The organism is Myxococcus sp. RHSTA-1-4 (assembly GCF_020037125.1).
GTDB lineage: Bacteria > Myxococcota > Myxococcia > Myxococcales > Myxococcaceae > Myxococcus.
The window spans coordinates 18,073-31,906 of the sequence record NZ_JAIQDG010000052.1 but is presented as its reverse complement, the minus strand read 5'-3'; the positions used below and the strand labels follow the sequence as shown (position 1 = coordinate 31,906).

The window sequence follows — 13,834 nt, the reverse complement described above, 5'->3', positions numbered from 1 at the left end:
CCGGTGGCTCCGCGGCCCAGGTCCGCCATGTCCAGCGGCACGTCCTCCTGAGCTTTCAGGAAGGTGCAGGCCAGCGGCTCGGGGCTCCAAGCCGCGCGAGATTTTATGGGTCTCAGGAAACTCATGGAGGCGCCGGATCTTCGCCGAAGAATAAGAATCCGGTGCCCGTTAAATCAACGCAACCAGCCAGGAAAACCGGCAGGCGAGCAGGGTGGGCTTGACAGGAGGTGTTTTCATTTATCAAGCCCCCGAGCCCTGGCGCTCCGGGAGGACTGAAACATCCCCGGTCTCCGCGACTCCCGCCGCCTGACAGGCCAGGCGGCGGGAGTGAGACCTGCGCCGAGGAGGTCTACTGCCCGGTCTTCAGCGCTTCGCGGAGGCGCTCCGCGAGGTCGCGGACCACGGGCTCCCGTAGCAGGCTGTAGTGGTCGCCGGGCAGCAGGTGCTGCTCCAGCGCGTCGCCCACCAGCACCTTCCAGCCGCCGTCCTGGGGCAGGCCCTCCGCGTCGTCCGTGGCCTTGAAGAGCACCACGCGGCCCTGGGTGGCCGGAGCCTCGTAGCGCCGCGAGGCGAGCAGGTTGGCCTCGAACACCCGGAACAGGGCGCGCACGTGCTCGGCGTCCGTTCCCGGCGGCAGGGCTCCCGCGCTCGCGGCCATGCGCAGCAGCTCTTCCAGCATCGCGTCCGGCTCCAGGCCCGTGAGCTTCTCCAGGTCGAGAGGCAGGTCCGCCAGGGACGCACCCATCATGTCCCGGGCGAACATGAACGCGAGCTGCATGCGGTCCGGCTCCGGCTCCTTCGCCAACGTGATGGCCGGGACGTAGGAGTCAATCATCGCCACGAGCGCCACCTGCTCACCGCTGGCGCGGAGCTGGTGCGCCATCTCGTAGGCGATGACGCCGCCCATGGACCAGCCGCCCAGGAAGTAGGGCCCGGAGGGCTGCACGGAGCGGATGGCCTTGACGTACTCGGCGGCCATCTCCTCCACGGTGCTCAAGGGCGCGGTGGTGCCGTCCAGGCCGCGTGCCTGCAAGGCATAGAAGGGCCGTTCCGTGCCGAGCAGCCGCGCCAGCTCGGCGTAGCTGAGGACGTTGCCGCCCACCGGGTGGACGAAGAAGACGGGCGCCTTGCCGGTGTTGGCCTGTGTGCCGAAGGGGACCAGGGGCGAGGACGTGCCGGAGTCCTGACGGCGCAGCAGTGCGGCGAGCTGCTCGACGGTGGGGGCCTGGAAGAGGGCGGCCAGGGGGAGCTGACGGCCCGTGGCCTGGCGCATGGCGGCCATGAGGCGCACGGCCAGCAGCGAGTGGCCACCCAGTTCGAAGAAGCTGGTGCGCACGCCCACCGGCTGGACTCCGAGCACCTGCTCCCAGACGCGCGCCAGGGTGAGCTCCAGCGGGTCCCTGGGCGCGACATGGGCCGTGGCGGGAGTCTCCAGGGCTTGAGGCGCGGGCAGGGCCTTCCTGTCCACCTTGCCGTTGGCGTTGAGAGGCAGGGCGGAGAGGGCCAGGAAGGCCGAGGGCACCATGTACTCGGGCAGGTGCTGCTGCGCGTGGGCCCGCAGCGTCGCGGTCAGCTCCGCGGACTGCGCGCTCACCACATACGCGACGAGGCGCTTGTCGCCGGGCACGTCCTCGCGTGCGAGCACCACGGCGTCCTTCACCGACGGGTGGGTCCGCAGGACGTTTTCGATTTCACCCAGCTCGATGCGGAAGCCACGCACCTTCACCTGGAAGTCCAGGCGGCCCAGGTACTCCAGCGTGCCGTCCGCCCTCCAGCGCGCCTTGTCGCCGGTGCGGTACATCCGTGCGCCGGGCTCGGTGCTGAAGGGGTTGGGGACGAAGCGCTCGGCGGTGAGGGCCGGACGGCCCAGGTAGCCGCGCGCCAGGCCCTCGCCCGCGAGGTACAGCTCTCCGGGCACGCCCAGCGGCGCGAGCCGGAGCTGCTCATCCAGGACGTAGGCCTGGGTGTTGGGCAGCGGCTGGCCGATGACGGGCACCGCGATGGACGAGTCCTGCACGCGCCACGTGGTCGCGTACACGGTGGCTTCCGTGGGTCCGTAGGCGTTGAAGGCCCGCGTGCGAGGGGTGCGCGACAGGGACTTCCACAGCGACAGGTCCATGGCCTCGCCCGCGCACACCACCATGCGCGGCACGTGGGTGGCTTCCAGCAGTCCGGCCTGGAGCAACAGCGTGAGCTGCGCGGGCGTGCAGTCGAGCACGTCCACGCGCTGCTGCTGGAGCCACGCCAGCATGGCCTCCGGGTCCTTGCGCGTGTCGTCCGGCAGCAGGCACAGGCAGTGGCCGTCGGCCAGGTGGATGAGCTGCTCGACGGAGACGTCGAAGTAGAGCGGCGCGTTGAGGCTGAGCCTCATGTCCTGGGGCAGGCCCGCGTAGAGCGCGCGGGCGGTGGCCTCGTGCAGGCCGAGCACCGAGCGGTGCTGCACCATCACGCCCTTGGGCGTGCCCGTGCTGCCGGACGTGTAGATGACGTAGGCCAGATTCTCCGCGCGGGCGGAGGACGGCACGTCGTGCTGGGGCAGGGCGGCCAGGCGCGCCGCCTCGGTGTCGAGGCAGAGCAGGTGGCGCACCTCGGGCTTCCACGCGTCAGCCAGGTGCTGGACGGTGAGCAGCACGGACGCGCCGCAGTCCTGGAGGACGAAGGACTTGCGCTGCGCGGGGGCCGCCGGGTCGATGGGCACGTAGGCGCCACCGGCCTTGAGGACCGCCATCAGGGCGATGAGGGCCTCGGGCGTACGCTCCAGGCACAGGCCGACGGTGACGTCGGGGCCCACGCCCAGCGAGCGCAGGTGCGTGGCGAGCTGGTTCGCGCGCGCGTTGAGCCTCGCGTACGAGAGCACCGTGTCCCCGAGCTGAACCGCGGGGGCGTCCGGCGTGCGGCGCGCCTGCTGCTCGAAGAGGGTGTGGAGGCAGGCGTCGCGCTGGAAGTCAGCGGCGGCGCCGTTCCACTCCACCAGCACCTTCTGGCGCTCCTCGGCCGTCTGCAAGGGCAGGGCGGACAGCGGAGCCTCCGGCGAGGCCAGGGCCCCTTCCAGCAGGAGCTGGAGGTGCGCCATGAGGCGCTCGGCGGTGGAGCGCTCGAAGAGCTCCGTGCTGAAGACCAGCCCGCCGACGTAGCCTTCCGGCGTCCTCGACAGGCCAAGCTCCAGCTCGAAGCGCGCGGCCGTGTGCTCCACGTCCACGCCCCGGATCGCCAGCTCCGGCAGCGTCAGCCCGGCGTCGGGCGTGTTCTGCAGGACGAAGAGGGCCTGGAACAGCGGCGTACGGCCCAGGTCGCGCGTGGGCTGCAGCTCCTCCACCAGCTTCTCGAAGGGCACGTCCTGGTGCTCGTACGCGCCCAGCGTGGTGTCGCGCACCTGCGCCAGCAGCTCACGGAAGGTGAGCGCCGGAGAGAAGCGTGCGCGCAGCACCAGCGTGTTGACGAAGAAGCCGATGAGGCCCTCCGTCTGCGCATGGCGCCGGCCCGCGATGGGCGAGCCCACCAGCACGTCCTCCTGCCCCGAGTACCGCTGGAGCACGGCCTGGAAGGCGGCCAGCAGCAGCATGTACGGCGTCACGCCCTCGCGCTGGGCCAGTGCGTCCAGCCCCTGGCTGAGCGCGGCCGGCAGGTGCACGGACACGTTGGAGCCCGCGTGCGTCAGTGCCGCCGGCCTCGGCTTGTCGGTGGGCAGCTCCAGCGCGTGGGGCGCGCCGGTGAGCTGCTTCTTCCACCAGTCGAGCTGGCCTTGCAGCGTCGCCCCGGAGAGCCAGTCGCGCTGCCACACGGAGTAGTCGGCGTACTGCACCGGCAGCTCCGGCAGCGGCGAGGGCTGGCCCTGGCGGAACGCCTCGTACAGCGTGACGACTTCACGCACCAGCACGCCCATGGACCAGCCGTCGGAGATGCTGTGGTGCATGTTGAGCAGCAGCACGTGCTCGGCCGGCTCCAGCTTCAGGACCTGGGCGCGCAGCAGCGGCCCCTCGGCCAGGTCGAACGGGCGCTGCGCATCCTCGAGGGCGATGCGCAGCGTCTCGGACTGGCGCTGCTCGCCGGACAGCGTGCTCAGGTCCACCACCTGGAGGAGTCCCTCGCGGGCGGGGTGGATGACCTGGAACGGCTCACCGCCTTCGGAGTGGAAGGTGGTGCGCAGCGACTCGTGGCGGCGCACCAGCTCGTCGAAGGCGCGCTGGAAGGCGGCCAGCTCCACCCTGCCCGAAAGGCGCAGGGCCATGGGCATGTTGTAGAGCGCGCCGCCGGGCTGGAGCTGATCCAGGAACCACAGGCGCTGCTGGGCGAAGGACAGGGGCAGGGGGGCGTCGCGGCGGGCCTTCGTCAGCGGAGGCAGGCGGGTGCCGGACGGGGTGACCTGCAACCGTTCCGCGAGGGCGGCCACGGTGGGCGCCTCGAAGAGGATGCGCAGGGGCAGCTCCGTGCCGAAGGCGGAGCGGATGCGCGCGACCATCTTCGTCGCGAGCAGCGAGTGGCCTCCCAGCTCGAAGAAGTTGTCGTCGACTCCCACGCGCTCGGCTCCGAGCACCTGGGCGAAGAGGTCCGCCAGCGTCTGCTCGGTGGGCGTGCGGGGGGCGACGTACTGGCCCCGCTGGACCGCCGAGGCGTCCGGAGCGGGCAGGGCCTTGCGGTCCACCTTGCCGTTCGTGGTCAGCGGGAGCACGTCCAGGGACATGATGGCCGAGGGCACCATGTACTCGGGCAGCCGCTGCTTCAGGTCCGCGCGCAGCTCGGCGGCGTCCGCGCCGCCGGTGACGTAGGCCACCAGGCGCCGGTCACCCGGCACATCCTCGCGCACGAGCACCACCGCTTCGCGCACCGCGGGGTGCGCGCGCAGGACGTTTTCGATCTCGCCCAGCTCGATGCGGAAGCCCCGCAGTTTGACCTGGGAGTCCATGCGGCCGAGGAACTCCAGCGTGCCGTCCGCCTTCCAGCGCACCCGGTCACCCGAGCGGTAGAGCCGGTCTCCAGGCTCGGTGCTGAACGGGTTGGGCATGAAGCGCTCGGCGGTGAGGTCCGGGCGGCCGTGGTAGCCACGCGCCAGGCCGTCGCCGCCGATGAACAGCTCTCCGGGCACGCCCACGGGCACCGGCCGCAGCTCCCGGTCCAGCACGTACACCCGGGTGTTGTGGATGGGGCGGCCAATGGACACCGAGTCCCCCACACCGTCACCCGGCGACATCAGGTGGAGCGTGGTGACCGTGGTGCTCTCCGTGGGCCCGTAGGCGTTGATCAGCGGGAGGCCCTGGGCCAGGCGCTCACGCGCGCGTGGGGCGGGCATCGCCTCGCCACCGGCCAGGACCTGGGCCACGCGGGCCAGGTCCTCGGGGTGGTGCTGCTGGAGCTGGTCGAACAGGGCCGTGGGGCTGCAGAGCATCGAGACGCGGTGCTCGACGATGACCCGTGCCAGCTCCTCCACGTCCGGAGTCCGCGGCGGGTAGACGACGAGCCGGGCACCGGTCAGCAGGGCCCCCCAGATATCCAGGACGGAGGGGTCGAAGACGAGCGGCGAGAGCTGAAGGACGACCTCGCCGGGCCCCAGCCGCCAGGCGGGCATGCCGAACACCAGGCGCAGCACGCCCCGGTGGGGCACGGCCACGCCCTTGGGCATGCCCGTCGAGCCCGAGGTGTACGTGACGTAGGCCAGGTGGTCCGAGCCCACGGGGACCTCCACCGCGTCCACCGGCCGGCGCGCAATCGACTCCCAGCCGGAGTCCAGGCGCACGATGGACCGCGTCCCCGGAGGCAGCACGCCCTCCAGCGGCTGCGAGGTGAGCACCGCGGCCACGTCCGAGTCCTCGAACATGAACGCCAGGCGACGGGCCGGAGTGGCCGGATCCAACGGCACGTAGCAGCCGCCGGCCTTGAGGATGCCGAGCAGGCCCACCACCATCTCCAGGCTTCGCGGGAGGCACAGCCCGACGCGGGACTCCGGCTTCAGGCCCAGCGCGAGCAGGTGCCGCGCGAGCTGGTTGGAGCGCGCGTCCAGCTCCGCGTAGGTGAGGGTGCGGCCCTCGAACTCGACGGCGACCGCGTCCGGCGTGCGCCGGGCCTGGGCGGTGAAGAGCGCGGGGATGGTGCTGGCCGGGTACTCGGCGCGCGTTTCGTTCCAGTCCACGAGCACCCGCCGGCGCTCGTCACCGGTGAGCAGCTCGATTCGGGAAAGGGGCGCCTCCGGAGCGGCCAGCGCGCCTTCCAGCAGCAGGCGCAGGTGGTGGACCCAGCGCTCGGCCGTGGCGGGCTCGAACAGGTCCGTGTTGAAGGCCAGGCCTCCGCGGTAGCCGTCCGGCGTGCGCGTGAGGCTGAGCTCCAGCTCGAAGCGGCTGGTCGTGTTCTCCAGCTCCACGCCGCGGAACGACAGTCCCGGCAGCTCCAGCTCCGCATCCGGCGTGTTCTGCAGGACGAAGAGGGCCTGGAACAGCGGGGTGCGGGCCAGGTCCCGTTGCGGCTGGAGCTCCTCGACGAGGCGCTCGAACGGCATGTCCTGGTGCTCATAGGCGCCCAGGGTGGTGCTCCGCACCTGGGCCAGCAGCTCCCGGAAGCTGAGCGTCCGGGGGAAGCGGGCACGCAGCACCAACGTATTGACGAAGAAGCCGATGAGGCCCTCCGTCTGCGCATGGCGCCGGCCCGCGATGGGCGAGCCCACCAGCACGTCCTCCTGCCCCGAGTGACGGTGCAGCAGCGTCTGGAAGGCGGCCAGCAGCAGCATGAAGGGCGTCACGCCCTCGCGCTGGGCCAGTGCCTCCACGGCCTGCGAGAGCCCGAGCGGCAGGTGCACGTGCACCGAGGCACCGCGGTGGGTGGGCGTCGCCGGTCTCGGCTTGTCGGTGGGCAGCTCCAGCGCGTGGGGCGCGCCCGCGAGCTGCTCCTTCCACCAGCCGAGCTGGGCCGCCAGCGTGTCGCCTCGCAGCCAGTTGCGCTGCCAGAGGGCGTAGTCGGCGTACCGCATCGGCAGGTCGGGCAGCGGCGAGGGCTGATCGGTCCGGAACGCCTCGTACAGCGCGGCCAGCTCGCGCACCAGCACGGCGGTGGACCAGCCGTCGGAGATGATGTGGTGCATGCACATCAGCAGCACGTGCTCGGCCGGCGCCAGTTTCAGCAGGGTGATGCGGAGCAGCGGGCCCGTGGACAGGTCGAAGGGCCGCTGGGCGTCCTCGTTCGCGAGCCGCACCGCCTCGGACTGGCGGTACGCCTCGCCCGGAAGGCCCGACAGGTCCACCACCTCCACCTTCAGGGACGTGGCCGGGTGGATGACCTGGCAGGGCTCACCGCCCTCGGAGTGGAAGGTGGTGCGCAGCGACTCGTGACGGTGCACCAGCGCATCGACGGCGCGCTGGAACGCGCTCAACTCCACCGTGCCCGACAGGCGCAGGCCCGAGGGCATGTTGTAGTGGGCCTGCCCCGGCTGGAGCTGGTCCAGGAACCACATGCGCTGCTGCGCGAAGGACAGCGGCAGCGGGCCCTCTCCGCCCGTGCGAGTGAGCGCGGGCAGCTCGCCGCCCGACGTGGCGGCCTGGATGCGCTCGGCGAGGGCGGCCACGGTGGGCGCCTCGAAGAGGGTGCGCAGGCTGAGCTCCACGTCGAAGGCGGCGCGGATGCGCGCCACGAGCTGCGTGGCGAGCAGCGAGTGGCCGCCCAGCTCGAAGAAGTTCTCCCGGCGGCCCACCGTGGGCACGCGCAGCAGCTCCCGCCACAGCTCCGCGAGGCGGACCTCCACCGGCGTCGCGGGAGGCTCGTGGGCCTCCGCGGACTGGAGCTGGGAGGCCTCCGGCGCGGGCAGCGCCTTGCGGTCCACCTTGCCGTTCGGCGTGAGCGGCAGGGCGGTGAGCGCCACGAAGGCCGCGGGCACCATGTACTCGGGCAGGTGCTGCCGCAGCGCGGCCCGCAGGCCGGTGACGTCCAGGGCGTTCTCACCCGACTCCGTGCTGGGAATCACGTACGCCACCAGGCGCTTGTCACCGGGGGCGTCCTCGCGAAGCTGCACCACCGCCTCGCGCACCGGCGCCTGCGCCCGGAGCGCGGCCTCGATTTCTCCCAGCTCGATGCGGATGCCGCGCAGCTTCACCTGCGTGTCACCGCGGCCCAGGTACTCCAGGCCGCCGTCCCGCCTCCAGCGGGCCTGGTCACCCGTGCGGTACAGCCGCTCTCCGTTCCCGAAGGGGCTGGGGACGAAGCGCTCCGCCGTCAGGTCCGGCCGGCCGAGGTAGCCACGCGCCACGCCCTCGCCACCGATGAACAGCTCACCGATGACGCCCGTGGGCACCGGCACGAGGTCCTTGTCCAGCACGTACAGGAACACGTTCGTCAGCGGCCGGCCGATGGAGACCTCGCGGCCGTCCATCACGGGCTCGTTCGCGCACGCCAGGTCCACCGACGTGGCCACCGCCGTCACCTCGGTGAGGCCGTAGGTGTTCAGCAGCGGCACCGCGCTGCCCACGCGGCGGCGCCACTGCGCCACGCGCTCGGGCACCGCCCGCTCACCGCCGATGACCACCCACTTCAGGCCCGCCGGCAGCTTCGCCTTGCCCTCGTCCAGGCTGGCCACCACCTCGTGCCAGAAGGCCGTGGGCAGGTTGAGCTGCGTCACTCCCGCCGCCTCCACCTTCGCGAGGAAGGCGTCCGGCACGTCCAGCATCTCCGGCGTGCGCAGCACCAGCGTGCCGCCGCGCGTGAGGCACGGGTAGATCTCCTCCGCGCTGGTGTCCCAGCTGATGGAGGCGAACTGGAGCACGCGGTCTCCCGGCTCCACCGGGAAGGCCCGCCACGCCGCGCGGGTGAAGTTCACCAGCGAGCGGTGCTGCACCACCACGCCCTTGGGACGTCCCGTCGAGCCGGAGGTGTAGAGCACGTACGCCGCCGCCTCGGGAGGAACCACGGCTCCGGTGACGGGCAGGTTGCCCGCTTCCGGAAGCGCGTCCACGTCCACCCAGACGCGTCCCGGCGCGTCGCCCAGCTTCTGGCGGAACGCATTGCGCGCCACCACCACGCGCGCGCCGCTGTCCTCCAGCATGAAGCCCAGCCGCTCCGCCGGGTACTCCGGGTCCAGCGGCACGTAGGCTCCACCGGCCTTGAGCACACCGAGCAGCGCCGCCATCAGCTCCACCGAGCGCTCCACGCACACGGCCACGCGGGTCTCCAGACCCACGCCGAGCTCCCGCAGCCGGTGCGCCAGGCGGTTGGCCCGGGCGTCCAGCTCGCGGTACGTCACCGTCGTGCCGCCGGCCACCACGGCCGCGGCCTCCGGCGTCCTCGCCACCTGCGCCTCGAACAGCGCGTGGATGCGGGCGTCGCGGGGCAGCTCCTCGCGCGTGCCGTTCCACTCCACCAGCAGCCGCTGGCGCTCCTCGGCCGCGAGCAGGGGCAGGCCGTCCACCCGGGCATCCGGCCGCGCCAGCACGCCCTCCAGCAACTGGCGGAAGTGCTCGAAGAAGCGCTCGGCCGTGGCGCGCTCGAACAAGTCGGTGCAGTAGTTGAGCGTTCCGACGAAGCCCTCGGCGGGCCGGAACAGGTCCAGGCTCCACTCGTACAGGGCGACGCCGTTGTCCTCGACGTCCGCCGGACGCACGGACAGCTCCGGCAGCACCAGCTCCGGCACCGGGGCGTTCTGCATGGCGAACATCGCCTGGAACAGCGGCGTGCGGCTCGTGTCGCGCGTGGGCTGCAGCTCCTCCACCAGCTTCTCGAAGGGCACGGCCTGGTGCTCGAAGGCGCCCAGGGTGATGTCTCGCACCTGCGCGAGCAGCTCGCGGAAGGTGAGCGCCGGAGAGAAGCGGGCGCGCAGGACCAGGGTGTTCACGAAGAAGCCGATGAGGCCCTCGGTGTCCCCCTGGTTGCGGTTGGCGATGGGCGAGCCCACCAGCAGGTCGTCCTGGCCCGAGTAGCGGTGCAGCAGCGTCTGGAAGACGGCCAGCAGCAGCATGAAGGGCGTCACGCCCTCGCGCTGGGCCATGGCCTCCACCTTCTGCGTCAGCCCGAGCGGCAGGCGCACCTGGAGTGTCGCACCCTTGTGGGTGAAGACGGCCGGGCGGGCCTTGTCGGTGGGGATGTCCAGCGCGTGGGGCGCGCCGGTGAGCTGCTGCTTCCACCAGGCGAGCTGCTTGTCCAGCGTCTCGCCCTGGAGCCAGTTTCGCTGCCAGACGGCGTAGTCGGCGTACTGCACCGGCAGCTCCGGCAGCGGCGAGGGCTGGTTGCGGCGGAAGGCCTCGTACAGCGCCGTCAGCTCGCGCACCAGCACGCCCATGGACCAGCCGTCCGAGACGATGTGGTGCAGGTGCAGCACCAGCACGTGCTCCCGCGCGCCCAGCTTCAGCAGCAGCGTGCGCAGCAGCGGGCCCCGGGCAAGGTCGAAGGGCTTGCGGGACTCCTCCGTCGCCAGGCGCACCGCCTCGGCCTGCCGCAGGTCGTCTTCTTCGATCTTCGACAGGTTCACCTTCTGCAGCGGCACCAGCAGCGCCGGGCGGATGTCCTGCACGGGCTGGCCCGCCACGGAGCGGAAGGTGGTGCGCAGCGACTCGTGGCGGCGCACCAGCTCGTCGAAGCTGCGCTGCAGCGCCGTCTCGTCCAGCGTGCCCTCCAGCTTCAGGGCCAGCGGGACGTTGTAGAGCGAGTTGCCCGGCTGGAGCTGGTCGATGAACCACAGCCGGAGCTGCGCGAACGACAGCGGCAGAGCGCCCGTGCGAGCCGCGCGAGTGAGCGCCGGGGCGCGAGTGCCCCGGGCGGAGCCCAGGCGAGCGGCGAGGCCCGCCACGGTGGGCGAGGAGAACAGCTCACTGAGCGGCAGCTCCAGGTCCAGCGCGGCGCGGATGCGCGACACCACCTGGGTGGCCAGCAGTGAGTGGCCTCCCAGCCGGAAGAAGTCGTCGTGGATGCCCACCTTCTCCAGGTGCAGCACCTCCGCGAAGATGGCGGCCAGCCGCGTCTCCAGCTCGTTGCGAGGCGCGACGTCCTGGCCGTCGGAAGCCACCGGGGCCACCGGCGCGGGGAGGGCCTTGCGGTCCACCTTGCCGTTGGCGTTGAGGGGCAGGGTGGCCAATTCGACGAAGGCCGAGGGCACCATGTACTCGGGCAACTGCCGCTGGACGAAGGCGCGAAGGGCCTCGGTGTCCACGCCCGGAGTCGAAGGTACCACGTACGCCACCAGGCGCTTGTCGCCGGGCACGTCCTCGCGGGCCACCACCACCGTCTCCTGGAGGCCGGAGAACTGGCGGAGGGCGGCCTCCACTTCACCCAGCTCGATGCGGAAGCCGCGCACCTTCACCTGGAAGTCGGTGCGGCCGAGGAACTCCAGCGTGCCGTCTGCCTTCCAACGCACCATGTCGCCGGTGCGGTACAGGCGAGCGCCGGGGGCAGAGGAGATGGGGTGGGGTACGAAGCGCTCGGCCGTGAGGTCCGCGCGGTTGAGGTAGCCCCAGGCGAGGCCATCGCCACCGACGTACAGCTCACCGGGGACTCCCGGCGGCACCGGCTGCATGTCCCCGGCCAGCACATACGCGGTGGAGTTGGAAATGGGCCGGCCAATGGGCACCGAGCGGCCCACGTCGTCCGAGGACGTGAGGGAGTGCGTGGTGGAGAAGGTGGTGTTCTCCGTGGGGCCGTAGCCGTTGACGAGCAGCGCGCCCGAGGGCAGGCGGGAGAGGTGCTCGCGCACGCGCTGGACGGGCAGCACGTCGCCGCCGGCCAGCACCTGACGCACCCTGGCCAGGGCCTCGCCCTGGTGCAGCGCCATCTGCTCGAAGAGGGCGGCCGTCAGCCACAGGGTGCTGATGCGCTCCTTCACCAGCAGCGAGGCGAGGTCCTCCAGCGAGAGCTGGCCAGCCGGGGCCAGCACCAGCCGGGCGCCGTGAAGCAGCGCGCCCCAGACTTCGAGGGTGGAGGCGTCGAAGGCGGCAGGGGCCAGTTGGAGGACGACTTCGTCCGGACCGAAGCGGATGAAGCGGGTGCCCTGCACCAGGCGCACCACGCCCCGGTGTGGCACGCACACGCCCTTGGGGCGGCCGGTGCTTCCCGAGGTGAACATGACGTACGCCAGCGCGTCCGTGTCCACGCGCACGTCGGGCGCGGTGGTGGGCTGGGAGGCGATGGCGCTCCACTCGGTGTCGAGCAGGACGCACGAGCGGCCGGCCTCGCGTAGCAGCTCCCCGAGGGACTGCTGGGTGACGGCGCCGGCTCCGCTCCGCGAGCCCGCCATGGACGGCTGAGCGACGGTGCCAGCTCCGCTCAGCGAGCCCGCCACGGACGGATGGTTGACGGTACCGGCTCCGCTGGGCGATCCCGCCACAGGCTGGTGGGTGACGGAGCCAGCTCCGCTCCGCGAGTCCACCAGCGCCTGCTGGGTGAGGACGACGTTGACGCCGGCCTCGCGCAGCATCCACGAGATGCGCTCAACGGGGTGGTGGGCATCCACCGGCACGTAGGCGGCGCCGGCCTTGAGGATGCCGAGCATGCCGACGATGAGCTCCGGCGAGCGCTCCACGCACAGGCCGACGCGGGCCCCCGGACGCACGCCACGCGAGCGCAGGTGGTTCGCGAGCTGATTGGCCCGCGTCTCCAGCTCCCCGTACGTGACTGCGCGCGCGCCACCCAGGGCCATGGCATCGGGCGCACGGGCCGCCTGCCGCGCGAAGAGCGTGTGCACGGGCACGTCACGCGGGTAGTCCACCGCGGTGTCATTCCAGGAGGACAGCACCTGGGCCCGCTCCTCGCGGGTGAGCATGGACAGCCGGGACAGCGGCAGCTCGGGCGACGCGACGGCGGCCTCCAGCAGCACGCGGAGGTGCTCGGCCATGCCGGCGATGGTGGACCGCTCGAACAGCGCCGTGTCGTAGTTGAAGCCGCCGTGGAAGCCCTCCGCGGTGCGCTGGAACGTCAGCTCCAGGTCGAAGCGGGTGAGGCCGTGGTCCGGCTCACGGGCGCGCATCGTCAGCCCGGGCAGGGACAGCTCGGGCATCGGCGCGTTCTGGAGGGCGAAGATGACCTGCACGAGCGGCGTGCGGCTGAGGTCGCGCGCCGGCTGCAGGTCCTCCACCAGCTTCTCGAAGGGCAGGTCCTGGTGCTCGTAGGCGCCCAGGGTGGTGTCGCGCACCTGGGCCAGCAGCTCACGGAACGAGGCCCCGTCCTTCACGCGCGTGCGCAGCACGAGGGTGTTCGCGAAGAAGCCGATCATCGCCTCGGCCTCCGCATGGCGGCGGCCGGCGATGGGCGAGCCGACGGAGACGTCGTCCTGCCCGGAGTAGCGGTGCAGCAGCTCCTGGAAGGCGGCCAGCAGCACCATGAAGGGCGTGGCGCCCTCTCGCTTCGCCAGGGCCTCCAGCGCCTCGCTCAGCTCGCGGGACAGGTTCAGCAGCAGGGGCGCGCCCTGGAAGGACTGCCGCGGCGGGCGCGGCTTGTCCGTGGGCAGCTCGATGTGCGCCGGAGCGCCCGCGAGCTGCTTCCGCCAGTAGCCGAGCTGCTCGTCCAGGACCTCGCCCTGGAGCCAGTTGCGCTGCCAGACCGCGTGGTCGGCGTACTGCACCGGCAGCTCCGGCAGCGGCGAGGGCTGGCCCTGGCTGAAGGCCGCGTACAGGGCGGCCATCTCGCGCACCAGCACGCCCGTGGACCAGCCGTCGGAGATGATGTGGTGCAGGTTCAGCACCAGCAGGTGACGCTGCTCCTCCACCTTCACCAGGAGGGCGCGCACCAGCGGGCCGTTGACCAGGTCGAACGGGCGGCGGGCCTCCTCCGTGGCCAGCCGCTGGGCCTCGGGCTGACGCAGCGAGGCGTCCAGGCGCGTCAGGTCCACGGATTCGATGCGCAGCGACGTCGCCGGGTGGATGACCTGGAAGGGCTCACC

1 protein-coding gene (cut by a window edge) is annotated in these 13,834 nt (G+C 72.0%); it reads right to left on the bottom strand.

Annotated features, from left to right (window positions below; genetic code table 11):
• Positions 1 to 349: 349 nt before the first annotated feature.
• The coding region annotated (locus K8638_RS41165; RefSeq protein WP_223760249.1) for a non-ribosomal peptide synthase/polyketide synthase crosses the window boundary (this coding region is incomplete at its 5' end): on the bottom strand, positions 350 to 13,834 show 13,485 of its 31,557 nt. Its footprint extends 18,072 nt past the window's final position.